The 26,847-nt window shown below is 48.9% G+C and carries 21 protein-coding genes and 2 tRNA genes; 14 read left to right on the plus strand and 9 right to left on the minus strand.

Annotation, left to right across the window (positions count from 1 at the left end):
- Window positions 1–389 precede the first annotated feature (389 nt).
- The 3 genes from JT719_RS01365 to JT719_RS01375 all read left to right on the plus strand — a co-directional run bounded on the left by JT719_RS01365 (window position 390) and on the right by JT719_RS01375 (window position 5,969).
- Window positions 390–3,533, plus strand: a complete 3,144-nt coding sequence (locus tag JT719_RS01365; RefSeq protein ID WP_207430344.1) for a SusC/RagA family TonB-linked outer membrane protein — start codon at window positions 390–392, stop codon at window positions 3,531–3,533.
- 23 nt (window positions 3,534–3,556) lie between these two features.
- The gene (locus JT719_RS01370) at window positions 3,557–5,032 is read left to right on the plus strand and encodes a RagB/SusD family nutrient uptake outer membrane protein (protein WP_207430345.1); all 1,476 of its coding nucleotides are present in this window, start codon (window positions 3,557–3,559) and stop codon (window positions 5,030–5,032) included.
- A 613-nt stretch (window positions 5,033–5,645) separates the two neighbouring features.
- Complete coding sequence (locus JT719_RS01375) at window positions 5,646–5,969, plus strand: T9SS type A sorting domain-containing protein (protein WP_207430347.1); 324 nt, start codon at window positions 5,646–5,648, stop codon at window positions 5,967–5,969.
- A 61-nt stretch (window positions 5,970–6,030) separates the two neighbouring features.
- On the opposite strand, the gene JT719_RS01380 is transcribed toward JT719_RS01375, so the two are convergent.
- The gene (locus JT719_RS01380; RefSeq protein WP_207430349.1) at window positions 6,031–6,999 is read right to left on the minus strand and encodes a tryptophan 2,3-dioxygenase family protein; all 969 of its coding nucleotides are present in this window, start codon (window positions 6,997–6,999) and stop codon (window positions 6,031–6,033) included.
- Window positions 7,000–7,223: 224 nt separating this feature from the next.
- Here JT719_RS01380 and sdaAB point away from each other — a divergent pair, with 224 nt between their 5' ends.
- Genes sdaAB through JT719_RS01400 form a run of 4 tightly spaced genes read left to right on the plus strand, consistent with a single transcriptional unit; the run spans window position 7,224 to window position 11,747 of the window.
- The gene (gene sdaAB / locus JT719_RS01385) at window positions 7,224–7,904 is read left to right on the plus strand and encodes an L-serine ammonia-lyase, iron-sulfur-dependent subunit beta (RefSeq protein ID WP_207430351.1); all 681 of its coding nucleotides are present in this window, start codon (window positions 7,224–7,226) and stop codon (window positions 7,902–7,904) included.
- A 60-nt stretch (window positions 7,905–7,964) separates the two neighbouring features.
- On the plus strand, window positions 7,965–9,362 hold the full coding sequence (locus JT719_RS01390) for a TolC family protein (RefSeq protein WP_207430353.1): 1,398 nt from the start codon (window positions 7,965–7,967) through the stop codon (window positions 9,360–9,362).
- 6 nt (window positions 9,363–9,368) lie between these two features.
- The gene (locus JT719_RS01395) at window positions 9,369–10,745 is read left to right on the plus strand and encodes an efflux RND transporter periplasmic adaptor subunit (protein ID WP_207430355.1); all 1,377 of its coding nucleotides are present in this window, start codon (window positions 9,369–9,371) and stop codon (window positions 10,743–10,745) included.
- A gap of 3 nt (window positions 10,746–10,748) precedes the next feature.
- Window positions 10,749–11,747: an NAD(P)H-dependent glycerol-3-phosphate dehydrogenase gene (locus JT719_RS01400; protein WP_207430357.1), complete on the plus strand. Its 999-nt coding sequence runs from the start codon at window positions 10,749–10,751 to the stop codon at window positions 11,745–11,747.
- 100 nt (window positions 11,748–11,847) lie between these two features.
- On the opposite strand, the gene JT719_RS01405 is transcribed toward JT719_RS01400, so the two are convergent.
- The 3 genes from JT719_RS01405 to pdxH are packed head-to-tail and all read right to left on the minus strand — an operon-like array spanning window position 11,848 to window position 14,382.
- Window positions 11,848–12,420, minus strand: a complete 573-nt coding sequence (locus tag JT719_RS01405) for a Maf family nucleotide pyrophosphatase (protein ID WP_207430359.1) — start codon at window positions 12,418–12,420, stop codon at window positions 11,848–11,850.
- Entirely contained in the window at window positions 12,407–13,684 is a 1,278-nt protein-coding gene (locus tag JT719_RS01410) for a DUF1015 domain-containing protein (protein ID WP_207430360.1), read from the minus strand. The genes JT719_RS01405 and JT719_RS01410 overlap by 14 nt, the downstream gene beginning before the upstream one ends.
- A 44-nt stretch (window positions 13,685–13,728) precedes the next feature.
- The gene (gene pdxH, locus JT719_RS01415) at window positions 13,729–14,382 is read right to left on the minus strand and encodes a pyridoxamine 5'-phosphate oxidase (RefSeq protein WP_207430361.1); all 654 of its coding nucleotides are present in this window, start codon (window positions 14,380–14,382) and stop codon (window positions 13,729–13,731) included.
- A gap of 215 nt (window positions 14,383–14,597) precedes the next feature.
- On the opposite strand from pdxH, the gene JT719_RS01420 reads away from it, so the two are divergent.
- The 4 genes from JT719_RS01420 (at window position 14,598) to JT719_RS01435 (ending at window position 17,723) form a co-directional block, all read left to right on the plus strand.
- A complete protein-coding gene (locus tag JT719_RS01420; RefSeq protein ID WP_207430362.1) occupies window positions 14,598–15,152 on the plus strand; it encodes a YqgE/AlgH family protein in 555 nt (184 codons plus the stop codon).
- Between the two features lie 28 nt (window positions 15,153–15,180).
- Window positions 15,181–17,385, plus strand: a complete 2,205-nt coding sequence (locus JT719_RS01425) for a DUF349 domain-containing protein (RefSeq protein WP_207430364.1) — start codon at window positions 15,181–15,183, stop codon at window positions 17,383–17,385.
- A gap of 129 nt (window positions 17,386–17,514) precedes the next feature.
- Window positions 17,515–17,587: transfer RNA gene (locus JT719_RS01430), tRNA-Thr, on the plus strand.
- 63 nt (window positions 17,588–17,650) lie between these two features.
- Window positions 17,651–17,723 (plus strand) — tRNA-Thr (locus JT719_RS01435).
- Between the two features lie 256 nt (window positions 17,724–17,979).
- Here JT719_RS01435 and JT719_RS01440 read toward each other — a convergent pair.
- Window positions 17,980–18,645: a DUF305 domain-containing protein gene (locus JT719_RS01440; protein WP_341350728.1), complete on the minus strand. Its 666-nt coding sequence runs from the start codon at window positions 18,643–18,645 to the stop codon at window positions 17,980–17,982.
- A 284-nt stretch (window positions 18,646–18,929) separates the two neighbouring features.
- Here JT719_RS01440 and JT719_RS01445 point away from each other — a divergent pair, with 284 nt between their 5' ends.
- The gene (locus tag JT719_RS01445) at window positions 18,930–19,988 is read left to right on the plus strand and encodes a class I fructose-bisphosphate aldolase (protein ID WP_207430368.1); all 1,059 of its coding nucleotides are present in this window, start codon (window positions 18,930–18,932) and stop codon (window positions 19,986–19,988) included.
- Between the two features lie 73 nt (window positions 19,989–20,061).
- Here the strand turns inward: JT719_RS01445 and JT719_RS01450 are convergent, their stop codons facing one another.
- Complete coding sequence (locus tag JT719_RS01450; protein WP_207430370.1) at window positions 20,062–21,147, minus strand: AI-2E family transporter; 1,086 nt, start codon at window positions 21,145–21,147, stop codon at window positions 20,062–20,064.
- 494 nt (window positions 21,148–21,641) lie between these two features.
- On the opposite strand from JT719_RS01450, the gene JT719_RS01455 reads away from it, so the two are divergent.
- On the plus strand, window positions 21,642–22,946 hold the full coding sequence (locus JT719_RS01455) for an erythromycin esterase family protein (protein ID WP_207430372.1): 1,305 nt from the start codon (window positions 21,642–21,644) through the stop codon (window positions 22,944–22,946).
- Between the two features lie 65 nt (window positions 22,947–23,011).
- Here JT719_RS01455 and JT719_RS01460 read toward each other — a convergent pair whose 3' ends face one another.
- Window positions 23,012–23,905 carry a cyanophycinase gene (locus JT719_RS01460; protein WP_207430374.1) on the minus strand — a complete coding sequence of 298 codons (894 nt, stop codon included), beginning with the start codon at window positions 23,903–23,905 and terminating at the stop codon, window positions 23,012–23,014.
- Between the two features lie 150 nt (window positions 23,906–24,055).
- Entirely contained in the window at window positions 24,056–24,691 is a 636-nt protein-coding gene (locus JT719_RS01465; RefSeq protein ID WP_207430375.1) for a protein-L-isoaspartate(D-aspartate) O-methyltransferase, read from the minus strand.
- Window positions 24,692–25,191: 500 nt separating this feature from the next.
- Between JT719_RS01465 and JT719_RS01470 the strand changes: the two genes are divergently transcribed.
- A complete protein-coding gene (locus tag JT719_RS01470; RefSeq protein ID WP_207430378.1) occupies window positions 25,192–25,647 on the plus strand; it encodes a hypothetical protein in 456 nt (151 codons plus the stop codon).
- A gap of 93 nt (window positions 25,648–25,740) precedes the next feature.
- Here the strand turns inward: JT719_RS01470 and JT719_RS01475 are convergent, their stop codons facing one another.
- Window positions 25,741–26,829, minus strand: a complete 1,089-nt coding sequence (locus JT719_RS01475; RefSeq protein ID WP_207430379.1) for an SDR family oxidoreductase — start codon at window positions 26,827–26,829, stop codon at window positions 25,741–25,743.
- Between the last annotated feature and the right edge of the window lie 18 nt (window positions 26,830–26,847).

The raw sequence follows: 26,847 nt of genomic DNA on the forward strand, positions 1-26,847 counted from the left end.
ACCAATGGTTTATTGTATGAAAAATGAAACAGAGCTAAGGTGTTCTATAACGTTTTGAATAAAATGCGAAAACAGGAAAAATTATAAAATATAGCAAGAAGTAGCGCGTTGATTATGTAAACCGGAATAATCTGGTATGGTATAATTTGAAGGAAGAGAGGAGGTTGGTGTTAGCGAAAGAAGAAGAATAATATTGCCTAAACAGAAACAACGCTCATTTAACCAAGAGAATAAACACAAGGAACAAATACTGTCTCTTACAAAAGCGTTGATCCAATAGAAGAAGTTTACTTACAAAAGGGAGTTGAAAATTGTACTATTATCCTCATGGTCCTAAAGAACAGGACATGGTAGTGCGTACTCTCACCCTATTACAATCCAAAACCTTAATGAAGAAAGTTTTTTTGTTCAGCTTCGTTTTGCTGCTGATGCTGGTTAGCCATGCGTGGGCGCAAAATCGGACTATCAAAGGACGCGTAACCGATGCACAAACGGGCGAAGGAATGCCCGGGGTTACCGTTCAATTAAAAGGAACCAGCAATGCGGCTCCTACTGATGTAAATGGAGGGTATGAGATCTCCGTTCCAACCGCTGACGGAACGCTGGTTTTTACCTTCATTGGCTATACAAACAAAGAAGTAGCCATTGGCGAACAGACTACCATAAACGTAGCTCTGGCTGCTGATCAAACCCAACTGGACGAAGTTCTGGTAGTGGCGTACGGTACCGCCGAGGAGAAATCCTACACTGGTTCTGTGACTGCCGTGAAATCTGAAGCCATTGAAAAAATGCAGGCCAACGATGTAACCAAAGCCCTTTCAGGTTTAGCGCCAGGCGTGCAGGTGACTTCTTCCAGCGGACAGCCGGGTACCACCAGCAACGTTCGTATCCGGGGGGTAGGCTCCGTAAACGCTTCCAGTGCTCCTTTGTACGTAGTGGACGGTGCGCCTTATTCCGGCGATATCAATGCCATCAACCCGCATGACATTGAGTCCATGACCGTATTGAAAGACGCAACTGCGGCCTCTCTTTACGGTTCTCGCGCGGCTAACGGAGTTATTGTAATCACCACCAAAGGCGGTTCTGCTCCCAAAGACGCAACCATCACCTTCGGGGCTACCGTTGGGGTTTCTGACTTCGCGGTAGATGATTACAAAACCGTTAACGCAAACCAGATGTATGAGCTTACCTGGGAAGCCCTGCGCAACGATGCAAGAGCTAATGCTAAACTGTGGGAAGGAAAATACGCCTCTCCGGAGGAGTATGCTTCTAAACTGGTAGTAGGTCGTTTGGCAGGTGCCGGTAACGGGCAGCAGTACAACCCCTTCAACAATGCTAATGGTGTAACTGACCCTGAGCCAGTTGGCTTGGATGGCAAAATCAAGCCTGGTTTAACCCCAGCCTGGGATGAAAACTGGAGAGATGCTTTATACAGAAAAGCAGTTCGTCAGGAATATGACCTAAGTGTACAAGGTGGAAATGACAAGAGCAATTACTATTTCTCTGGTAATTACTTAGATCAGCAAGGTGCCTTTATCACTTCTGGGTTCAAACGTTACTCAACCCGTCTGCGCCTGAACTCACAAGTGCGTGACAACATTAAAGTTGGTTTGAGCGCCAACCTTTCTTACACAGACCAGAATGCGCCAACTTCCAGCGGTACTTCGTTCCGGAACGTGGTGTCTTGGGGAAGATATATCTCCAGCATCTATCCAATCTACCGCAGAAAGAACGCAGATGGTACTCCATTCACCGGTCCGCAGGAGTTTGACTTCAATACCTCTCGTCCGTACGGCGGAAACAGCAACCCGGTAGGTACTACCGTGCTGGACATCATCCGGGGTAATAACCTGACCTGGGGTTGGAACGGATTTGCTGAAATCAGCTTCCTGAAAGACTTCAAGTACAGAACTACTCTGGCTTTGAACGGTGACAACTACCGTGGCGAGACGTTCTACAACCCAGAATACGGTGATGCATCCGGTTCTATTGGCGGACGTGGTACGCAGACCAGAACTTCGTTCACAGAATACACTTTCAACCACATCCTGAGCTGGAACAAAACCTTTGGTAAGCACACGTTTGACGCGCTAGGTGGTTTTGAGGTATTCAATTTATCTTCTAACTCTGTTTCTACCCAGAAAACCGGTTTCATTCCGATTGAGGGTATGACCGAATTAGACAACGCTGCCACTATTGTGAGCTCAAACTCACAAAGAGACAGACGTGCGCTGCAAAGCTTCCTGGGTCAGGTGAACTATGGCCTGGCAGATAAATATTACCTGTCAGCTTCATTCCGCCGAGATGGGTCTACCAGATTCAGAGAAGACAAACGTTGGGGTAACTTCTATTCAGTGGGTGCATCCTGGAGATTGTCTGAAGAGAACTTCATGAAAGATCTGCTGTGGGTGAACAATGCCAAACTGAGAGCCAGCTACGGTACTTCTGGTAATGAGAACCTAGGTTCTTACTATGCCTACAGAGGTCTATATAATACCGTGTATCCAGATCTGTCTGAGCCAGGCATGATTGTAACCACCCTGGAGAACCCATACCTGACCTGGGAGAAGCAAGCCATCTTCAACGTTGGTTTAGACGCAACCCTGTTCAACCGACTGGATGTTTCTTTGGACTACTATGACAGAGAGTCAAAAGACCTGCTGTTGAACAAGCCAATGGCTCCATCTACCGGTTTCGTGGGAGTTTCTGCTAACCTGGGTGCCATGCGCAACAGAGGGGTTGAAGCAAACATTACTGCCAGAATCATTGATACTGAGAACTTCGGTTGGACTGCTAACCTGAATGCTTCGCACAACACCAATGAATTCACGCAGTTGCCGCAACCTACCATTCTGGCAGGATCCAAGCAGTACAAAGTGGGTCAGTCTATCTATGATTTCTTCATTGAAGATTTCGCCGGGGTAGATCCGCAGACAGGCTTAAGCATGTGGTACCGTGATGTGAAGAACGCCGAAGGGGTAGTAGAAAGACAAACTACCACCAACTACGCTTTGGCTACCCGTTACTATGTAGGGAACGCTCTACCAGACGTTACCGGTGGGTTCTCCAACAGCCTGCGCTACAAAGGATTTGACCTGAATCTGTTGTTCAACTACAGCTTTGGCGGTAAAATCCTGAACACTGACTACAGCGGTCTGATGGGCGGAGGTTCTTCTGCCGGTTACAACTGGAGCACCGACATTCTGGACAGATGGCAGAACCCAGGCGACGTGACCGATGTGCCTCGCTTAGGAACTGGCCAGTCTCTGAATGCCAACGCTCGTTCTTCCCGCTTCCTGACTGATGCTTCTTATGTACGCATGCGGAACATTACGCTGGGTTACACCTTGCCTTCTGCTATCCAGGAGCGTCTGAAGATGAAAGGCCTGCGCGTGTTTGTACAAGGCGACAACCTGTGGACATGGTCTAAAGGCGTGGAAGGCATGGATCCTGAGCAGTCACTTGACGGTATCACTACGAACAGCTTCCCAACCATGAAAACCTACTCCGTTGGGGTACGCGCTTCATTCTAATAACAGACAAACTACTTTAGTAAATGAAAATCAATAAAGCTAAAATATACACTGTTCTGCTGGGAGCAACTCTTGCGTTAGGTTCTTGCCAGGAAGACTTCCTAGAAACAGTTCCTTCCAACGCAGCTTCCTATGAGCAGGCCTTCAGCTCACCAGCTGCCGTAGAAGCGGCCTTGACCGGTATTTACCGGTTGATGCGTGACGCTCCGGTGAACTCTGGCTCCACTCCAGGCCATGACAGCTACGGAATCCCTCACTTCAACGAGACGTGGGATGTGATGGGGCAGGACCTTATGGCAAACACAGGTTGGTTTGTGTACCAATATGAGTTGGACAACAAATTGCCAACTTACCGTGGTACGTATATGTTGTGGGCATCTAACTACAACATCATTACCAACGCCAACAACGTAATTGCCAATGCCGCCAAAGTGCCGGGTATCACAGAAACCCAGCGCGCGCAATTTGAAGCAGAAGCAAGGGCTCTGCGGGCTTTCGGGTATTTCAATCTGGCCAGAACGTACCAGCATACCTATCTGAAGGATCCAAATGCGTTAGCGGTTCCTTTGGTGCTGGAACAAACCACCATTGATACAGAAGGCAAGCCAAGAGCTACTTTGCAGGAGGTGTACACCCAGATTCTGGAGGACCTGAACATTGCAGAGCGCGATCTGCCGGTGTCCAGAGTTGCCAAAAGCCGCGTGAACAAAAACGTAGCCCAGGGCTTACTGGCCCGCGTGTACCTGGAGATGGGACAATGGGAACAAGCCGCTGATTTCGCGGTGAAAGCCAGACAAGGCCATCCTTTAATGTCACCAATTGAGTGGAAAGAAGGCTTTAACAACTATGCCAACGGCGAATGGATCTGGGGCTTAGCCCAGTCTGCTGATCAGCAAGTTGCCTTCGCGTCGTTCTTCTCTACCATGGATGGCCGTTACACCGTAGATGAGGCGGGTAACAGAACCTACGTGCGCAGAGGGTATAACAACATCCGGGCAAACGACAAGTTTGTGGAGCTGTTTGACCCCGCTGATGCCCGTCGGGAATTCCAGGAAGAGGCCGGAGAGACCAACTCAGACCGGTACACCGTAACCAAGTTCAAGGACTTGTCAGACCTGAGCGGAGACTTCGTGCTGATGCGTGCTGCAGAAATGTACCTGATTGAAGCCGAGGCGAAAGCCCGTTTAGGTCAGGACGATGCGGCCCAGCAACTGGTATATGAGTTGCGTCAGAAGCGATTCACCAATCCGGCCGCTGCGGTGAAACCAACCACAACCGGTGCTGACCTGATCGACGAAATCTGGGTAGAAAGAAGAAAAGAGCTGTACGGTGAAGGTTTCGGACTGATGGACATCAAACGTCTGCAGAAACCTCTGGTACGGGAAGGTAACCATACTGCGGTGTTGGGGGTAACCCCGGCAAACAGCGACCTGTTTATCTACATGTTCCCGCAACTGGAAACCATCAACAACCCTAACTTCGGTCCTCAGAACCCATAATCTTGGACTTCAACGTAATAAAAAGGCTGCTCTGTTGAGAGCAGCCTTTTTTTATTTCCCAATGACCATCAAGTAAGCAGGTCTTTGGTTTAGAAGGGGCGTACTCGTTTTAAGCTTCTTTTCAGGAAAACGAGCTTAAAAACCGATGCACTTCCACTTAAGCTGTAGACCAAGGTTGAAGTTCGATTCGTGTCATAGCATATAGGAAAGCTTAAAGCAACAACAAGAAACTGGGAGCCAAACGGTTGATAGTAAGGGCTTAATCTTTGCTCAATGCTTCTTTTTTAAACATAGTGTTTTCGCTATACCTCTTGATCACTTCGTCGGAATGATATCCTGCTTCACCCCATTTATTAACCGGTTTCATCAACTAAGACTTTCGGTCAGCAAGTGTCCGCTATATCTTTAGAATAGTTACTTCAAACCCGCGGGGAGAACAGGCCAAAGAAGAGTGGTACGGTTTTGATGAGAACTAAGCCAGACAGAAGTAAATCACTTAGTAACCTTATAAATCAACCTCCCTATGACATTTTCTACCCCCATAAAAAGCTTGTTCTCCGCGGTACTAGTATCAATCTTGCTTGTTGCCTCCCAAACTAGTTTCGCTTTAGGCATGGCTAAACCTGAGCCAGTTGAACCAGGCATGTTCATGGCTCCGGCCTCGGGTACCCCGGAGTTGGTTGTAAGCAAACTGCTGAAGCTTTACCCTAATCCTAACTACGGGAGTGAGGTCTACATCAAGGGTTTCACCAAAAACACCGAGGCTTCCATTCAGGTGAAGAATGCCATTGGGTACGTAGTTGCCTCAGAAAGACTCTTTATCTCGGATGAGGATGGTTCTGTTCGGTTAGATATCAGTTCGTTACCTGAAGGTCATTACTACCTGCATATCAAAGTGGAGAAAGCCCAGGTAGTGAAGAAACTGATCAAGCTTTAAGTAAGCTCCGGTAGCTGTTATCAAACAGAATAAAGAAGAGGAGTAAAAGAAAAGGTTGAACTTAATCAACCTCTCCAATGATATCGTTCACCCAGCCTTTTCCCCAGTTGTCCTTTTCTTCCTGAGTCCAGATTTCAGGGTAGAAAATACGCTTCTGGAACCTGGGCGGAAGATACTTCTGCCAGTTGGTGCCTCCGGTGGCCGCAATCACCTCCGGGTCCCGCTGCAGGTACCGCACAGCAGATTTATAATGCATCAGGGGCCAGTTTACATTGACATTGCTGTCCAGTTCTTTGAGGTGATTGAGTAACTTTTGGTTTTGCTGCTCTTCTGCCGAAAGTCGTTTAAAAACAGCCCACACGTTTTTGTTTTGGTATTCTTTAGCGTGCAGGAGCAACTCGGCTGAGTATTTTTCCTCAAACTGTAAAAGCGTTAAGGTTTTGGCTCCGGTGGCCGCCTCAGTGGCTCCTTCTTTCCAGTAAATACAGCCAAACATCTCTTCATGGGTGCTCTGCTGGCCCAAAGCCTGCCGCTTGGCTTTATCAGTGAGGTTATGCAGATCAGTGGAGCAGATTTCAATCTTACGGTACTGCACCGATTGGAACCCACTGGCCGGCATCAATGCCATCCTGAACTTCAGGAACTCCTTCTGGTCCATACCTGAGACCATTACCTCAAAGGAGTCAATCAGGTTTTCAAAGTATCGGTTCACGCGGCCCACCCGGGTTATCAGCATTTGGGCGGTAGGAGAAGGGTCTTCGGCAATCTGTTTGTACTCGTGCAGGCTCAGCTTGAAGTAAAGCTCCGTGATCTGGTGGTACATGATGAAAATCTCCTCATCCGGGATGCGGGTGCGCGGCGTCTGTAAGCTCAGGAGCGTGTCTAAGTGGATGTAATCCCAGTAGTTAAGGAAGTCTGAGTAAAGTAACCCTTCCAGGTAAGAAGCTAGGTCCTGGCCCAGTGGGCTGTATTTCTGTTGGAGGCGTTCCAGCAATTCCAGCACCTGCGGGGAGAAGGTTGGGTCTGGCATATATTATTTTCTGAATGTTGTAATTATCTTTCCTTACTTGCGACAAAGAAAGTAAAAGTATTTGGATCGGAGACTTGCTATACGTAAGAAATGCCCTCTCAGGCAACCTTCAAAGCTATTTTAGCATCCAATCGGCAGAAAGGGCTGGAAACTGAAAGCACAACGCTGCTGCCTCCAGGTGCGCAATTTCTTTATCTTTGGTTCTGAAAGATAGAAACAAACGAATGGCAGAGAAGAGCAGCATTTTTGACATGATAGGGCCAGTGATGATTGGTCCGTCCAGTTCTCATACGGCAGGCGTGGTGCGGATAGCCCGGGCCGCTATCAGAATTTTGGGGGCGGTGCCGGTAGAAGCAACCATAACTTTTTATAACTCTTTCGCCCGCACTTATGAAGGCCACGGCAGCGACAGAGCTATATTAGCAGGTTTACTGGATTTTAGTACCGATGATACCCGCATCAAAGAATCGTTTGAGCACGCAAAAGAGAGTGGGCTGAAATATACCTTCAAGTCCATAGGGAATGCCTCTACCATGCACCCCAACACCATTAAGCTCCACCTGAAAGCGGCCGATGGGCGGGAAACCGAAGTGATAGGCCAGAGTCGGGGCGGAGGCGTGATCAGCATAGTGGAAGTAGACGGCTTCCCTTCCAACTTTTCGGCCAACCTGCACACGCTCATCATTGACGCTGATGACGTGAAAGGCAGCATCGCCTTCATCAGTGACATTATTGCGCATGATGACTGCAACATTGCCACCATGAACGTGTCCCGCAAAGGCCGCCATGACTTAGCCCGGCAGTTCATTGAAATGGACTCTGGGCTGCGACCTATCTCGCTGGAATACCTCCGGCACCTGAGTTGGGTTAAGAATGTGATCTATATCCCTAATATTGACTTATAAATGCGACGTTTTACTTCAAAATTCCTGTCTACGCTGGGGCTGGCCGTTGGCAGTGCCACCATGGCCCTGGCACAAACTGCGGCTCCTACAGAAACTGTCTGGTCTTTGCAGCAATGCGTGGACCATGCCATCAAAAACAACCTACTGATCAGGCAGTCTGGCCTCTCTGTAGAACAGGCGGCAATTGATGTAAAACAAGCCCGGGCAGATCAGCTGCCGTCCATCAACGGAAGTGGCTCACATGGATTTAACAATGGTTTCTTCCTGGATCCGGTGAGAAACCAAATTCAGAACACGCAAATCTGGTCGGGCAACGTGGGCGTGAATGGCTCTGTTAATCTATACAGCGGCCTACAGGTCCAGAATACCATTAAACGCAACAAACTGGATTATCAAGCCAGCCAGTTAGACCAGCAGAAAGTACAGAATGACATTACCCTTAATGTGGTAACTGCCTATATGAACGTACTGCTGAACCAGGAGATTCTTAAAACAAACCAGGAACGGTTAAATTTAACCAGTAGCCAGCTGGAGCGTACCCAAAAGCTGTTCAGAGCAGGAAGTGTACCTGAAAGTAATGTATTAGATCTGAATGCACAAATTGCTAGTGATGAGTTAAATATCATAACTGCTCAGAATAATATTGATCTGTTTGAGTTGCAGTTGATTCAGATGCTGAACCTTACTGAAGCTAATCCGGCAAATTTCTCCATTGTTGTTCCACAGATTCCTGACCCAGACCAGACGGTTATTGCTTTCAACGCCGAAGAGGTATATACCACGGCTTCTAACCGAATGCCTGAGATATTAAGAGCCAGACTTCGCATCCAAAGTGCTGAAAAAAGCATTGCCATCGCCAAGGGAGGATATCACCCTTCCTTGAGTTTAGTGGGAAGTATCAGTACCCGTTACTCAAGCGGGAGTTCTTTGATTTCTTTCGGAGAAACCTCGGTTTCACAACAAGTGGGGTTCCTGGATCCAAGCTTAAGCCAGCCATTAATTCTTTATAGTCCTGAACAAAGCGAAAGAAAGTACCCATATCTCAACCAACTACAAGACAATATAGGCCAGTTTATAGGGATTAACTTAAGCGTTCCAATTTTGAATTCTTTCAGAATTAGGAATAATGTGCAGTTGTCTAAGATCGGCCTGAAAAACGCAGAAATCAATTCAGATATCGCCCGTAACGAATTGAAGCAAACCATTGCCCAGGCTTATACAGATGCGGTTAATGCCCAAAAAAGATTTACAGCTGCAAAAAAACAGCTGGAGGCTTTTGAACAAGCCTTTAAAAATGCGGAGATTCGCCTCAACAATGGCCTCATCAACAGCGTGGATTACAACGTGGCCCGCAACAACTTTGTAAAAGCCCAGTCAGACATTATCCAAGCCAAGTACGATTACATTTTCCGTCTCAAGTTCCTGGAGTTCTACCAGGGTAAAACAATCACTCTTTAACAGCTCATGGCAAAACGCAAATCAAACAAACTGATCTACATCCTGGGAGGCCTGCTCATTTTACTCATCGCAGGGCTTCTGGTAGCAAAGAAGAGTGGATTAATTGGGAAGGAAGAAGGGGTTGAAGTGGCAGTGGCTAAAGTGAAGCCAGCCAATATAGTAGAAAAGGTAAGCGCCTCCGGAAAGGTGCAACCCGAAATTGAAGTAAAAATCAGCCCTGACGTTTCCGGGGAGATCACGGAACTGTACGTGAAGGAGGGCGACTCCGTGGTAGCCGGTCAATTACTGCTGCGCATTCGCCCTGACAATTACCAGGCGATGGTAGAGATGCAATCGGCATCGGTGAATACCCAGCGTGCCAACCTTTCCCAGGCCAGGGCCCGCTTGAACCAGGCTTTGGCCAACAGCAAAAACGTTCAGCAGTCATATGAACGCAACAGAAAGCTGTTTGAGCAGAAGGTGATCTCCCAATCTGAGTTTGATGCTGCCCGCTCCCAGTTTGAGGCAAACAAAGCCGAGGTAGACGCCGCCCGTCAGGCGGTGAGAGCCGCTGAGTCCACGGTGCGCAGTGCCAGCGCCTCTTTGGAGGAATCCAGACGGAACCTGGATAAAACTACCATCTATGCCCCGGTAAGCGGAACGGTTTCTAAATTGAACGTAGAAAAAGGCGAGCGCGTGGTGGGTACCTCTCAAATGGCGGGTACAGAAATCATGCGGATCGCTAACCTCAACAACATGGAGGTAAGGGTAGACGTGAACGAGAATGACATCGTGCGCGTGCGCCTGAATGACTCTGCTATCATTGAAGTGGATTCCTACACCAATACTAACCGTAAATTCAGAGGCATTGTAACTTCCATCGCCAACACGGCAAAGGATGCGGCTTCGCTGGAGGCGGTAACCGAGTTTGAGGTAAGAATCAGGTTGCTGAACGAGTCATACAAAGACCTGCTGGATAAAGGCCGCACGCCGTTCAGACCGGGCATGACGGCATCGGTAGATGTTATCACAGAGCAGAAAAATAACGTAATGTCTGTACCTTTGGCGGCGGTAACTACCCGGGCCAAGGAAAAGGCGGGCAGCAAGCCGGCTGGTACCGATAGTTTCCAGGAAGACCAGAAACCGGTGAGAGCCGAAGACAGACCTGATGAGGTGGTGTTTGTGCACGAAGGCGGTAAGGTTAAAATGGTGAAGGTGAAAACCGGCATCAGCGATTTTGATAACATTGAGATCCTGTCTGGCTTAAAGCCGGGACAGGAAGTGGTTTCCGGTCCGTTCAGAGCTGTTTCCAAGCAGTTGAAGGATGGTGATTTGGTGAAAATAATAGACGAGAAATCACTAAGTAAGAAAGAAGATACGTCAGAAGAAGAAGAAGAGGAATAAGCTTTGCAGGAAAGAGAAAGAATTGCCGTTTTAGGAGGAGGCAGCTGGGCAACCGCGCTGGTCAAGATCCTTTCAGAAAACAAAACAGATGTAAGCTGGTGGCTAAGGAACAAGGAAGATGTTCAGCACCTACAGCAATACGCCCACAATCCCAGGTACCTCAGCGGGGTGCGTTTTGACCTGGAGTATGTACATCCCTCCAATGACATTGTAGAGACTGTCGCCAATGCCGAGTGGGTGATTCTGGCCGTACCGGCAGCCTTTGTGCAGCAAGCCCTTTCTCCGCTTTCGCCCGATGCCCTGAAAGAGAAAACCGTGGTTTCTGCGGTGAAAGGCATGATTCCTTCTGAAAACCTGCTCATCACCGATTTCCTGGAGCAGCACTACGGCGTACCCGCCGACCGCCAATGCGTGATTGCGGGTCCCTGCCACGCCGAGGAAGTTGCCCTTGAAAAGCAGTCTTACCTCACCATCGGGTCGCATGACATTGCCCGGGCAGAGCGTTTCTGTGCTCTTTTGCGCAACCGCTATGTAAAAGCCAATCCGCTGGATGACATTGATGGGGTGGAGTATTGCGCCGTGATCAAGAACATTATTGCCTTAGCCTGCGGTATTGCCCACGGGTTGAACTACGGCGATAATTTCCAGGCGGTGATGGTCTCCAACTCCATGGAAGAAATTGAGCGGTTTCTGGATGCTATCATGCCCTTGCACCGTGATCTGAAAGGAAGCGCTTACCTGGGAGATCTATTGGTAACGGCCTATTCCCAGTTCAGCCGCAACCGTACGTTCGGGAACATGATCGGCCGCGGCTACACGGTGAAATCTGCCCAATTTGAGATGAACATGGTGGCTGAAGGGTATTACGCTGTGAAAAGCATTCACCAACTGAACAGACGCCTGAAGGTAGACATGCCTATCACCAACGCGGTCTACAACATCCTGTATGAGCGTATTTCGCCGGGCGTGGAGATTGAAATCCTGAAGAATAAGTTCAAGTAGGATTTTTGCCTGGATTCCAGAAACCAAAGCAAAAACAGAAAACCCGCTCCTGGTTATAGAGCGGGTTTTCTGTTTTTAGGGTAATTTATGAGAAAGAAGCTTAAAACACCAGCAGCTCCTCGTAGAGTCTGTGCACTGGCAATCCCATCACGTTGAAGTAAGAACCTTCAATCCGTTCAATGCCCACCAAGCCTAACCAGTCCTGCGCCCCGTAGCTTCCGGCTTTGTCAAAGGGTTTGTAGTTGTTGATGTAGAAGTCTATCTCGTCACGGGTTAGATCGCGGAAATGCACAGTGGTCACATCATGGAAAACGATGCTTTTCTCCTGGCTCAAGAGACAAACCCCGGTGTACACTTCATGGCTGCGGCCCGAGAGCATGGACAACATGCGGGTGGCCTGGGCATGGTCAATGGGTTTGTTCAAGACCTTTTCATCCAGGCACACAATGGTGTCTGCGGTGATAATTACTTCGTCTGGCTGCAGGTCAGATTGGTAGGCGCTTGCTTTGTGGGCCGCCAGGTATTCGGCTACGTCGGCTCTTTCCAGTTCAGGCGGATACGTTTCGTCAATCTCCTTTACGCGGCTTTCAAACGGTAACCCAAGGTTGGTCAGGAGTTCTTTCCGGCGGGGAGAGTTGGAGGCCAGAATGTATTTTCTGTTAGTAAAATTCATTTTCGTCTATTGAGCTGAATAAGTAACCACAAATCACTTTAGGGTAGAAGAAGGTAGACTTCTGCGGCATCACCGCCCCAGACCGGCACACCCGCTGCACTTCTTCCATTTTCACTTCATTGGTTATGAGGGCCAACTGCGCTTTACCGGCGTCCACTTTGGCGACACATTCAGTGAAGGAGCGCACGTAAGACAACCCCGGGTATTTACGCTGGTCTTCCTGTGATATGCCCAGCACCTTTTCCAAAATGAAGTAATGCATGACCGTTAAATCCAGGTCTTTCACTTCCTGCGGAATATCCCAAGCTAACCGCATGTGCACCTCTGGCTTTAACCGGGCTTTATACGCTTCTCCATTCAGGTACACGCCAAAAGCCCACTGCTTACCCACTATGACATCGTTCAGTTCATAGGCTTCTTCAATGGGCTTTAAGGTAAAATACTCCTGCATTTTCTCCAAGAAAACCTCCGGAGCGATGGGCAGGGTTTCCAAAAGCCGGTGGGTGGGAAGAATCCGGAGGTCATCTGAGGCGGCATTGGTCAAATACATGAGGTGGTAGTTGAACGAGGCATCTTCTGCGGCATCGGGGTGCAGTTGCTGCATTTTCTTCCGGTACAGGAGCGAACCTTCGTAGCGGTGGTGCCCATCGGCCAGAATCACCTGCTGATCTTTGAGCAAATCCACAAATTTCTGGATCACCTCGGCATCATGGATCACCGAAAGCACATCGCGCACGCCCTGGTAATCCTCAGATTCATAAATAGGAGAGGTGATGCTTTCATCCATGTATCGCTCCAGGGTAAAAGAGGAATCGGTGAAAAGTCCGTGGGTGGCGCTGGTGTGCATTTTGGTTTGCTCCAGCAATTCTACCCGGTCATTCACCGATGCCGGGATGGTGTTCTCGTGTCTCAGGATCACCTGTTCCTCCCAGTGGTAGGCTTTGATATGGCACATGAACCCTTTGCGGCAGTACTCTCTGCTGGACCCCGGCAGCTTGAAATACTGGTAATAGACATAGATGCCGGGCAAAGGGTCCTGCAGCAGGATTCCGGCCCTTTTCCAATGTTCTACTGTGCGGCGGGCGCTATCGGCCGGATCGGGACCCGGCGGCACTGAGACATGGATGCTGTTATAGGAATTGCGGTACAAGGCTTGCCGCTGTTTTAAAGAAACCACGTCAAAAAGGGGAGACGTGAGCGCATCTATGGAGAAAGGCAGCTTAGGGTTGTAGCGAAAACCTTTGATGGGGAGTATTTGGACCATTTACGTGTTTTAAAGCAGTTTTTAGAAAAAAAGGCGGTAAACGGTCAGGGGGCTAACCGTTGGATGTGCCAGTTTCCACTGCTTTCCAGTTCATACAAAAGGCGGTCATGCAAACGGTTTTGCCGCCCTTGCCAGAACTCTATCCGTTCGGGTTTTACCACGTATCCGCCCCAATGCTCAGGCCTGGGAATCACTTCCAGGTTGTTGAACTTGCTGCTGTACTCCTGTACCAGGTTCTCCAGAATTTCCCGGCCCTGGATGGGTTGGCTCTGCGGAGAAGACCAAGCGCCAATCTGGCTGCCCCGGGGCCGGCTATGGAAGTAGTTGTCTGATGCCTCGGCGGGCACCCGCTCCACGCTGCCTTCCACGCGCACCTGCCTTTCCAGCGCCGGCCAGAAAAAAGTGAGAGCGGCATACGGATTGGCCAGGAGTTGCTGCCCTTTGCGGCTCTCGTAGTTGGTGTAGAAAACAAACCCGTTCTTTTCCAAAGCCTTCAGCAACACTATGCGCGCAGTAGGTTTTCCGTGGGCATCGGCTGTGCTCAGCGTCATAGCCGTGGGTTCGTCCACTTTGGCCGAGAGCGCCTCCTGCATCCAGGTCTCAAACTGGCGGAAGGGGTCTGAAGCCACCGCGTCAATGGAAAGTTCTTTTAATGAGTAGTTTATCCGGATATCTGCGAGAGACAAAGGTGTTTCCATGGCAAATCAAGTGCAGGTTAAAGGAACCAAAAGTAGAGCTTTCTGCTCAAAAGCGGTAGATTAGGCAAAAAAAGCCTTTTCTACTTGCCATTTTTAAATACGACAAGGTTTTTTTAATCGTTTATAATAAGCAAAATGTAAGCTCTTGCAAACCAATTAGGTCTGCATACAGTACGTATTAGAGAGCAAAATTCGCGGAACAGATGACAAGAAAGATGGCGAAAGAGATCCAGAACGGTAGCATATTGATTTCAGAACCTTTCCTAGGGGACCCGAACTTTGAAAGAAGCGTGGTGGTGATTTGTCAGCATGACAAAGACGGTACCGTAGGATTAGTATTGAATAGAATCTCCACACTGCATTTGTCTGATGTGGTTGACATTAACGAAGAAATTTTTGACATACCCTTGGCAGTAGGGGGGCCAATGCAGCCCAATACATTGCACTATATCCATCAATTACCGGATTTAACTGATGCTCAGGCCATTTCTTCTAATCTTTATTGGGGCGGAGATTTTGAAGAATTGACTCAATGGATCAACCAGGGACTGGTTTCACAGGATAAAATCAGGTTTTTTGTGGGTTATTCCGGGTGGAGCCCCGGGCAGTTAGAGGAAGAAATTGAGAAAAATGTTTGGTTTGTTAATAACAATGCTGCAAATAAATTGCTTACTTTGAATATAGATTCCTTGTGGCGCGATATTTTAAAAGAGATGGGGGGTAAGTACAAGATGTACGCCAACTATCCCGCAGACCCAAGCTTAAACTAATCCAACGGCGCTAAGCCCCACGTGAATAATGAACCAAAATCTGGAAAATCAGCACATCGGTAATACGGATGAACAATCAAACCAAGATCAGGCGCAGGATCAGCGCAGAATATTGGAAGAGCGTTTAGCCGAAATCAATGCTCGTTCACAGGCGGAGGGCAGTGCAGCGGCCCCCCTGGAAGAAACTCCTGCCGTGGAGGAACAAGCCAACGTCACTGAAAGCCCGGTTGCACAAGATGCAACAGAAGTGGCTGCTCCGCAAGTGGAGCCAGATAGAACCCAATCATCTGTGCTGGCCACAGAAAACCCCAGCCCTGCCATCACCCCAGAGGCAACCCCGGGCACCACTTCCGCTCCAGTTGATGAAACCCCTTCCGCTCAGGTAACAGACGCAGGTTCTGCTCCCGTGGGTCAGCCCCTGGTGGAGGCTTCAGACGTTCCTTCACCCGAAGGTATTGCTGAGCCGACCAGCCAACCTGCCATGCCAGACGAGCCGCACGCCGAGGAAGAGGAGTTACACCAGGAAGAAGATTTCTCCCATTTATCAGTGGAGGAAATAAGAACCAGAATCTTATCTCTGTCTAAGGAAGGAAACGTGCGCAAAGTGGGCAGAACCTTAAGCAATCTGTACCGGGTGTATGACCAGCATTTCCAGGTAGAAAAGCAGGAAGCCCTGAACCGGTTCATTTCTGAGGGCGGTTCACCGGATGATTTTGAATACAACGCTCCCCAAGCGCACCGTGAGGTGGAGCAAGCCATGCAGCGTTTCAGAGAGGCAAGGTTCAGAGAGCAACGCCAGGAAGAAGAACAGAAACAGCAGAACCTGCAGAGAAAGCGGGAATTGCTGGAGCGCATCCGGGTGTTCATTGAGTCTTCTGAAAACCAGGCCAGCGGCAATACTATCAAAGAACTTCAGGCCGAGTGGAAGGCGATTGGGCCTGTTCCTACCTCCGAAGCCCAGCAGCTATGGAACTCCTACCATGCCTTGCTGGACATGTACTACAACAACCGCAGCATTTTCTATGAACTGAAAGAACTGGACCGGAAACGGAACTTGGATGCCAAGGTTGCCCTTTGTGAGCGTGCAGAGGCGTTAGTGCAGGAAGAAAACATCAACAAGGCCTTGCAGGAATTGCGGCATTTGCATGATGAATGGAAGCACATCGGTCCGGTTCCTAATGATGCCAGAGACCAGATCTGGAACCGGTTCATCCAGGCTTCAGAGCGGGTGCATGACAAGAAAAAGGCCTTCTTTGAGTCCCGTAGGTCAGAAGAGCTGGCTAACCTGGAGAAGAAACGGGCTTTGCTGGCCCAGATAGAGCAGTTCCAGCATTTCAACTCTGACCGCATTAACGACTGGCGTGATAAAACCGACCAGATTCAGCAGTTGAAAGAGCAGTGGGATGCGGCTGGCCTGGTACCCAAGGAAAACGCCGAGGAGGTAAACAAAGCCTTCTGGAGCAGCTACAAGGCTTTCTTCCACCACAAAAACACCTTCTTCAAGGCTCTGGACGAGGAGAAAATGCAGAACTACCGCCAGAAGGTATCCCTTTGCGAAGAAGCCGAGAGCCTGCAGAACAGCGAGGAATGGGATAGCACCAAGGAAAAGCTCATTCAACTGCAGAAGAAGTGGAAGACCATTGGCCGCGTGCCAGATAAATACTCAGACAAGATCTGGAACCGGTTCAGAATGGCCTGTAACGCCTTCTTTGACAGGTTGCACCAGGAGGCGCACAACAAAGAGGCGCAGCAAAACCAGTTGGCCGCCAAAAAGCAGGCGTACTGTGAGCAGCTGGCCACTAAAATTGCTGATCCTACCTTTGTGGGCACGGTGGAGGAATTCAACCAGATTCACCAGGAATGGGATACCCTATCACCTGAAGGAAAACGCAATCCTAAGCTAGAGGATAGATTCCAGCAGTTGTTGGCTAAGTACCTGGACAAGGTGCCTACCTTAAGTTCAGATGAGCGGGAGCAAACCTTGTTCAGACTGCAACTGGAGCATATAAAGTCCAGCCCAGACGGGGATCAGAAGATTTACCAGAAAGAGCAGCATCTGAGAAGGGATATCACTTCGTTGGAGAACGATATCTCTACTTTAAGAACCAATATTGAGTTCTTTGCCCGCTCTAAGAACGCTGAGAAACTGCGGGAAGAATACCAGTCTAAAATTGACGAGGCGCAAAAACGCATTCAGCACTTAAAACGGCAGTTAAAAGCCTTGCGCTCCTAAAATTTTCTGATTGACTTTCAAGAGGTTGTTCAGAGGGCAGCAAATAAGTTGCTTATTGAGTTTGCAAAATAAATTTAGACCTCTACTTTTGTATCGCTTTCAGAAACCACCACGGTTCTGAAAGCAAAAGCCTCCTTAGCTCAGCTGGTAGAGCAACTGACTTGTAATCAGTAGGTCGCTGGTTCGATTCCGGCAGGGGGCTCTTCAGAACAGTAAATAGTACTGCTCCATTTAACTTAACAACTGCTTTCTTCTGAAAGCAAAAGCCTCCTTAGCTCAGCTGGTAGAGCAACTGACTTGTAATCAGTAGGTCGCTGGTTCGATTCCGGCAGGGGGCTCCCTTAAAAAAGCACTTACTGGTTTTCTGGTAAGTGCTTTTTTGTTTTCAGCCTCTTTTCTCCAGATATCCACTAAACGCGGCTAACAGCTTGCAGTTTGATTCTTATAGTTCCTGCTTGTTTTAGAGAAATCACCCCAGAATCATCGCTATAAGCTATTATTAAATAATGGAGCAGTCAGGTAAGCAGATAAAAAAAGGATGCTCTTTGCACTAAGAGTATCCTTTTTCATCTAATTAAAGAACTGCATTGGTAGTTATTGCTTATTATTTTGCAGCCATTTATCCAGCATTGCTTTCTCTTGCTGTTGGTCATTGATGATTTTCTGGGCCCTGGATCTTATTTCAGGGACCTTTGCCACCGGTATATAGGCTCTGGCCATCTCAATACCGCTTTGGTGGTGCATGCTCATTAAGGAGGCGAAGTGATGGTCTGTGCTCGCGTTGGTGTTCTGACCCATCTTGGCCATCATGTTTTTCATGGGTTGTAACAGAACCTGGGTATTTGCGGTGTCCTTGGGAGCCTCTCTCTGGTTGTCAGCAAATGCCTGCAGGACCTGTTGTTCCTCTTTTTGTTTGGTGATGGTTTGCTTTGCCAGGTTCACCAGCGTGCTATCGGTACCGTTTGCAGCTTCTTCCTCTGCCATTTTAATGGCGCCTTCGTGGTGCTTGGCCATGAGTAAGGCGAAATCGTGGTCGGGGTCTCCGTTGATATCAGCTTCCTGGATGGTGGTCATGTTCTCGTGCATCAGCTCCATCATCTTGTTGCTGTTGTTACCCTCAGCAGCCATCCCGCTGCCAGAATGTTCTTCTGTTTTTGCGGTGTTACCGGTTTCTGTTTTTGCCCCGTTTTGGTTACAAAACCAGAAAAACAGCGAAATTCCGCATAGCAGAACTGCTCTATTCATTCTATTCTTTCTCATAGGTAAAGGCTTTTGGTTAGGTGTCTTCTTCCAGTGCTTGAATGCTAATTCTTATTACGCGGTCGTTTTAGAGTAGTTAATCATCAAACCAATAAAGGTGTGGGGGATAAATATTTAACGATTAATAACTTGCAATCTGCCGCAATTTGGGCTTTACTCTTCTCCTGCTTACTAGTATCTAATTGATTACAATTGCAAACGCAGGAAAGATAAACGCCAAGCTTAGCCTCCTGATTTATCTATTATCCGTAAGAAAGAAAGCTTTACACTTTTTCTTCTTGGCTATGGCAGGACAAAGAATCTTAGATGTACTTGGCGATACCGCCGATGACTTGTTGAACTACTCGTCATCCACCATCTCAAAAGAGCAGCTCCATGTTCCGGGTCCTGACTTTATAGACCGGGTTTTCCTGCAGACCAACCGCTCTATTCCGGTACTTAGGAGTTTGGCCACGCTCTTTAACCATGGTCGGTTGGCGGGTACCGGTTATCTCTCCATTTTACCCATAGATCAGGGTATTGAGCATACCGCAGGGTTCTCTTTCGCGCCTAATCCCATTTACTTTGATCCCGAGAACATTATCCAATTGGCGCTTGAAGGTGGCTGCAATGCCGTGGCTACTACGTTCGGGAACCTGGGCATGGTGGCCCGTAAATACGCCCATAAGATCCCGTTCATTGTTAAGATAAACCACAATGAACTGCTTACCTATCCCACTAAGTATGACCAGATCATGTTCGGCTCCGTGGAGGAAGCCTGGAATCTGGGAGCGGTGGCGGTGGGTGCCACCATATATTTCGGGTCTGAGGAATCTAACCGGCAAATCATTGAAGTGGCAGAGGCGTTTGAAAGAGCGCACCAACTGGGCATGGCTACCATCCTGTGGTGCTATACCCGAAACTCGGCCTTCAAAACAAAGGAAACCGACTACCATGTCTCCGCCGATATTACGGGGCAGGCCAACCACCTGGGGGTTACCATTCAGGCAGACATCATCAAACAGAAACTGCCCGAAAACAACGGCGGGTTCAAGACCATCAACTTCTCCAAGTGGCACCCTGATATGTACAACAAGCTATCTTCTGACCACCCAATTGACCTTTGCCGATACCAGGTGATGAACTGCTATATGGGCAGGGCCGGCCTCATCAACTCAGGAGGCGAGTCGCAGGGAGCCAATGATCTGCAGCAATCGGTGCGTACGGCGGTGATCAACAAAAGAGCGGGCGGCACGGGTCTAATTTTGGGTCGGAGAGCCTTTCAGCGCCCCATGAAAGAAGGGGTTGAGTTGCTCCATCTGGTGCAGGACGTGTACCTGGATGCCCAGATTGGGTTAGCCTAAGCAGATTCAAAGAATAGCACTGAACAGTTAATTCGGCAAGGAAAACCTGTTTTCGGCCCTGTTTTCCGAAATATTACTCTTTGGAGAAGACGTGCCTGATTTTCCCAAACCAGTTGGGCTCGGCAACGTCGTCTTCCAGCAAATACCCGTACGGATGCAGTTTAGGGATGTGGTCGCAGATGATCCGGATGATGGCGAAAAGCGGCTCAAACAGAATCATGCCCGGTATTCCCCAGATCAGTTCTCCTAAGACAATGGCAAAAATGGTCATGATGGGGCTGATGTTCAACTTGGAGCCCATGACCAGCGGTTCAATGAGGTTGTTATCGATGACCTGGGCCACCACCAGGACAATCACCACCGGAACCACCATGCCGGTAGAACCGCTGACAAATGCCATCAGGATAGGGAAGGCCCCTCCAATGATGGACCCCACATACGGAATAATGGTTGGCAGCACCGCCACCAAACTGATGAGAATCGCATTCTTCATCCCGATGATGGAGAACCCAATGCCGTAACAGATGGCCAGAAAGAGCATAGAAATAAGCCGCCCCACCAGGTACTGAGCCGAAACTTTGGTGATCTCCTGTAAGGTTTCTACGGTCACTGGTTTCTCGTCACCCGAGAAAATCTTCAGGAAAAATGCTTCATATTTTTCCCGCTTCCACATCAGGAAGAACAGGTACAGAATGATAAGCGCAAACGAGGTGATGATGCCCACCGCGCCTCCCACCAAACCGGTCAGGAACTTGTTAGCCGACTGCGATAACTTGGAGATCTGCTCCTGCACAAACGAAATCTGCTCCTGCGGAGCCACGCCAAACCGTTGCTGTATCCACTGCTGCGCCACAGTCACCGTTTCCTGTAGTTTGCTCTGGATTTGGGGTAAATCCTTTGAGAAGCTAGCCGCCTGCAGGGAAATCACCAGAAAGATCAGGCCCACGAACAGCAGAATGATGAAGATACATAAAAGGGTAGCAGGAATCCGGCTTATTCCTCTGTTTTCAAACCATCGGCTCACCGGGGTCATCAGCATGGCAAACACTATGGCAAAGGCGAGGGGAATCAGAAAGACTTTCCCGTAATACAGGGCCACCACAGACAGTATCCCAAAAAGAAGAATAGAATTGACTCGGTTGAGAGAGAAACTGTTCATACGCAGAAAGTTGAATGCATTTCTATTTATCAGAAGCTTTCCATGGAGTATAACGCAGAGTGAAGCATTCTGTCTGGTTTCAACTTCTGTTTTATACGTGCTTTTACTAAAACTTAACTAAGAAAGATTTGGATGCGGAATGAGCTTCTGCAGGATCACTTTTTTCAGGGCTGTTTTCTGAAAATATGGCTTTAAACAGGTAAGTCTCTGCTAATTGTATTCACTCGAAGTTAGGCATTCCTTATGCGTTGCACTCTGTTTCAGTACTTATACCTATTTTGTAAGAAAGGGCTTTAAAAAATAGAACCACCTGAAATACTGATCGTTTTAAAAAATTAGGCATTTCAGTTTTCTGGTTTGATTCTCTTTGGTATACCAGAAAGCTGAATTACTCTTCCTATTCCCAGAATTACATCCTAATTGACCTTGTGCACGGAGCAGGAGAGACGCGGGCCTATATCTCAATAATCATAGTTCATTTAATACCCTTACCTATGGCAGAAACCATCTCAAAAGCTAAAACCGGTCTTGCAAAATATTGTCTTCCCCTCCAGAACGCTCAGGATCTGGACCCGCTGATGGAGCGCATTGGCGATGCCAGGTATGTGTTGCTGGGAGAGGCATCGCACGGTACGCATGAGTATTACACCTGGCGCGCCGAGATTTCCCGCAGGCTCATCCAGGAAAAAGGCTTTTCCTTTATTGCCGTGGAGGGCGACTGGCCAGACTGCTTTGAGATTAACCGCTGGGTAAAAGGCTACCCCGATACCGCTGAACAAATCACCGATGTGCTTACCCAGTTTGACCGGTGGCCCACCTGGATGTGGGCCAACTGGGAGATTGCTGCCCTGGCCGAGTGGATGCGCAAACACAACCAGGGCCTCTCCAAAGACAAAAGGATTGGTTTCTACGGACTGGATGTCTACAGCATGTGGGACTCTATGAAAATCATTGTAGACTACCTGGAGAAAGAAGACCCCGAAGCCGCCGCCTACGCCAAACGGGCCATTGACTGCTTTGAGCCCTACGGCGAGGAAGAGTCTTACGCCACCGCCCTGAGTATGATGAAATCCAGCTGCCGCGAGGCGGTGCTTCAGTTGCTATTGGAAGTAAGGCAGAATGCCGCCCAGTACGACCACGCCCCCGAGGCAGGCTTAAATGCCGAAATCAACGCCCTGGTAGCCGCCAACGGCGAGAAATACTACCGGGCCATGTCGGCGTTTGGGGAGAATTCCTGGAACGTGCGCGACCGCCACATGGTAGAGGCCCTGAACACCATCATGAACTACCACGGGCCAGATGCCAAAGTGATTGTGTGGGAGCACAACACCCACATTGGCGATGCCCGGGCCACCGATATGGCCGAGAGCGGCGACATAAACGTGGGACAGTTAGTGCGCGAGCAACACAAACCAGAAGAGGTGGTGCTGGTGGGGTTTGGGTCCTATGAAGGTTCTGTCATCGCCGGCAGGATGTGGGATGCGCCCATGGAGGAAATGCGGGTCCCGCCCGCCATTGAGAAAAGCGTTGAGGAAGTTCTGCACTCGGCCTCGCCCGAAAACAAGCTACTGATCTTTGACCAGGAACCAGCCATAAAAGAATTCTTCCGCGGCTGGATGGGGCACCGGGCTATAGGGGTAGTGTACCGCCCGGACCGGGAGCGAGGCAACTACGTTCCCACCCGGCTTTCTGCCCGCTATGACGCTTTCCTGTACCTGGACAAAACCAAAGCCCTGCACCCGCTCCATATGAAAACCACAGGTCATAAAACCCCCGAGACGTTCCCGTTTGGAATGTGAATTCATAAACTAAAAACCTGTTTTGGGGCCGTTTTGCCTGCAACTGCCCCAAAACAGGTTATTGCTTATTGCAACTGGAAGCGTTTGTAAGAAGGCACGAAATATTCTTCTTTGTCTCCCAGCATGTGTACCTTCAGGCCTTTGGCGGTGAAGGGTTCCCCGTTGCCGATGTTATAGATATTGGTCTCGGTCATTTCCATGCCGTCTACAATGGTGACCAAACCGTTGCCCACTACTTCCACATTGCCGCCATTCGTGACCAAAATTGCCGTGTCTTCCTCCAGGCCAATCCCGATGCATTCTGGGTTGGTGCAGATGGCTTGCGTTAACCGCACAATGCGGCCTCTTTTCAAGAAGTGGGTGTCAATGCCCACGTTCTTCAGAAACTCCAGGCCCGTGGTCATCCTCACGTCGCCTTTGATATAGCCGCCCTGCGATTCGCCTTCGTAAATCATTGGAGTAGACATGGCAGTGGCTCCGGCGCTGGTACCGGCAATGAGGATGTCCCTGAAAGCATAGGCTTCTTTCATGGCCATGAGCATCTGGGTTCCGCCAAAAATAGCGGTTAGCCGAAGCTGGTCACCGCCCGTGAACATAATACCATCGGCTTTATTGATTAACTCAATGTACTCTGGTTTGTTGGCTTCCTGCCGGGTGCGCACGTCTGCTACCTCAATATTGGTGATTCCTAACCCCCTGAACACCTCCACGTAGTCTCCCGCTGATTCTTCGGGGATCTGCGAGGCGGTTGGAATGATGACGATCAAAGGGTTTTCGCCTTTGAGTTCCTGCACAAACCGTTTCATGATCTGCTCATCAACAAAATTGATGTTGTGGATTGTGCCCTCAGAAGCTTTTGCGCCCTTATCTTCTTTGCCTCCAATAATCAATAGTTTGCCCCTGGGAATTACTCTGGAAGCCTCTGAATTAGGAATGCCTTCTCTTTTTTCTTTTGCCATAACGGTTGAGTGGATGTTTTTGTGGGGTTAGTAAACAAGCAACTGGTAATCAATCTTATTTGGTCCTATCACAAATAGGAAAGCAGTGGTTAGGAGGGGGGAAGTAAATTGACAGGTAGCACTGATTGATTTCTTTGCAGAGAAAAGAGCTTAGTGCCTTCGTTGGGCTTCGCCGGTCATGGGCACAAATTTGACGGGTATCAGTTCCCGCTGGTCAAAGTAGTTCTCTTTCACTCGCACCAGCATGAACAGCCTTTGGAGGTTGGTGCCCACCGGCGCCAATAACCTGCCGCCAATCTTAAGTTGATACATCAATGGTTCAGGTATGACGGGGGGCGCTGCCGTGAGAACAATGGCGTCAAAGGGGGCGGCTTCGGGCCAACCCAGGTACCCATCGCCCAGGCGGGTACTCACATTTTGGATGCCGGCTTTGTTTAGGTTTACGGCTGCCACCCGGACCAACCACTCTATCACTTCCACGCTGTATACATGTGAGACAATGCGGGATAGAACTGCGGCATTGTACCCACACCCCGTGCCAACCTCCAGTACCACTTCCTCCGGGCTCAAGCGCAAAGCCTGCGCCATGTAAGCCACAATAAAGGGTTGACTAATGGTTTGGTTCATCCCGATGGGTAAGGCAGAGTCATTGTAGGTTTGATCCTTCAGGTCGTCTGGCACGAACAATGACCGATCCACCTCCCACATAGCATTGAGAACTGCCCGGTCAGTGATCCCTCGTTGCCTGAGGTGTTTTCGCATCATTTCCTCTTTGTGCACATACATGGCGATAAGGTTTTATGTGTTCTATTTTTCTAGCAACCACAAACCTTGCTTAACCAGAATCCATTGTTCCGGTCTTTTCAGAAAAACAGGGGCTTACTTGATGAAAGGTACCTTCTGGAACATATATCCAATAACAAGTACTTGATTTATAGAAACTTTGTTTAGCTTTAACAAACAAAGGTGTTTTGCATAAGAAAGGGAAATAACAGGATTGCCTCAAAGAGAAATAAAGCAGAGGAAAGAAAAAAGTAAATTCCTGGGTTAGCACATCGTTCTACCACAGGCGTTGAATTGCTTCCGGCCCTAGCGGTTCCCTTTATATCATGATAAAGAGCAAAGGAACTTCTAACCAGCTATTTTTTTGGAAAATCCCTGATTCTTAACTGTTGTAAGTACACCCTCTTTACTGATCTTTTTCCCTCCTGCTAGGTTCTAAAATCTGTCTGCCTGGGCTATTGATGGTAGTTGTTCTGTTTCAAAGAAATTCTAAAAAGCCCTACATGCAGAAATTAAGATCTATTCATAGTGCCTTGTTGAACCTGACAGAGGAGTTAGAGGAAGAAGAGGCTAGGTTCAACGAGGTCACAACCAAGGTGGTGGAGTCGGCTCAGGTTTCTGTGGCGGGGCATTTTGCCACCTGCTCTTCGCAATCTGGTGTACCCATGAAGCCCCACATCAAAATAGACGTTCAGGACAATTCCTTTCTTGTAGAGTGCTTTATACTTGCCTCGGAAGTATTTGGAAAGAAAAACATAGTCCTCAGTACTGTTCCGAGCCTTCAGTTCTTTTTGTCTGCTGCTCAGGACCAGGCTCAGCTTTTGTTACTCAGGAATATATACCAGGAATTCAAGCAACTGAAAGGCAAAGCTAAAACCGCCCCGGGCCTGGAAGACTATAGTGATCTGACCGAATTTAAAACCTTCCTTTTCCTCTTCAATAATGCCATTAGTTCCTGAGGAAACTATCCCCGAACTGAGGTAACATAAAAAAAGGTGCTCAGGAGATTCAGCTTTCTCCTGAGCACCCTTTTACATTCAGGTTAGTTAAATCTACAGCAAAGGATCTTGCTGTACTACCACAATTCTGCTGGTAACTACCTCCTCAGAAGGCTCTGTTCTTTGTCTTCTGCCATTTCTTTTGGCGTTGCTGTTGATTAACGCAATCACGGCTGCGCCGGCGGCTACCGCCAGGGCACTGGTAGCCACGGGGTTCGTTTTGGCGCGGGTGTACAGGCTGGTTTTCATCACATAGCCTTTGTGGTTACCGCGTACCTCGCCGTCCTGGGAAGGTTGGTGCAAAGAGCCTGCAGTGTTTAGCGGAGCCTCGTCTTCTACTTGTTGCTTAGACATGATCCGGGAGCTGATCCAGTCCATCAGGCCAGGAAGCCGTTTGTTGAGTGCACTCATCACTTTAGCGCCGCCGCCTATCATAATGTCGCGGTATGGATGCACGGCTGCTTCCAGAATGGCGTTGGCTACTTCCTCGGGCGTGTAAACAGGTTGCGGTAGGGTAAGCGCTTTGTCTGTGTAGTTTTTGGCGTGCAAAGGATAAGGAGTGTCAATTCCCGCAGGTTTGATCAGCGTCACCGAAACCGGAGCTTCGTCTTCCATCAACTCAATCCGTAAGGCATCGGTAAAGCCCTTCACAGCATGTTTGCTGGCGGAGTACATGCCCTGCAACGGCACCGCTACGTCTGAGACTTCGCTACCCACGTTAATGATGGCACCGCCTTTGGTTCTCAGGTGCTGTGCAGCCGCCAATGAGCCATATACCACTCCCCAGAAGTTAGTATCAAAGAGGCGTCGGTTGTCTTCATCGGTTACTTCTTCCAGACGGCCGTAGATGGAAACCCCGGCATCGTTTACCCAGGTATCAAAGCCGCTGCATTCGGTCAGGGCCACGTCCACTATCCACTGTACTTCTTCTTTACGGCCCACATCGGCCACGCAATGGAAGGCTTTTCCTCCCTCGGCTCTGATTTGCTGTTCAATGTCCAGCAAAGCTTCGCGGTTACGGGCTACGAGAATAACGGTAGCGCCTTTCTTGGCGGCTGCGCGGGCGGTGGCCAGTCCAATTCCGCTGGAGGCCCCGGTAATTACCATTACCTGCTCGTTGAGTGGTTTTAATGAATATTTCATACCTCTGATTTTAGTTTA

Source organism: Sabulibacter ruber (genome assembly GCF_017355955.1).
GTDB classification, from domain to species: Bacteria; Bacteroidota; Bacteroidia; order Cytophagales; family Hymenobacteraceae; genus Nibribacter; species Nibribacter ruber_A.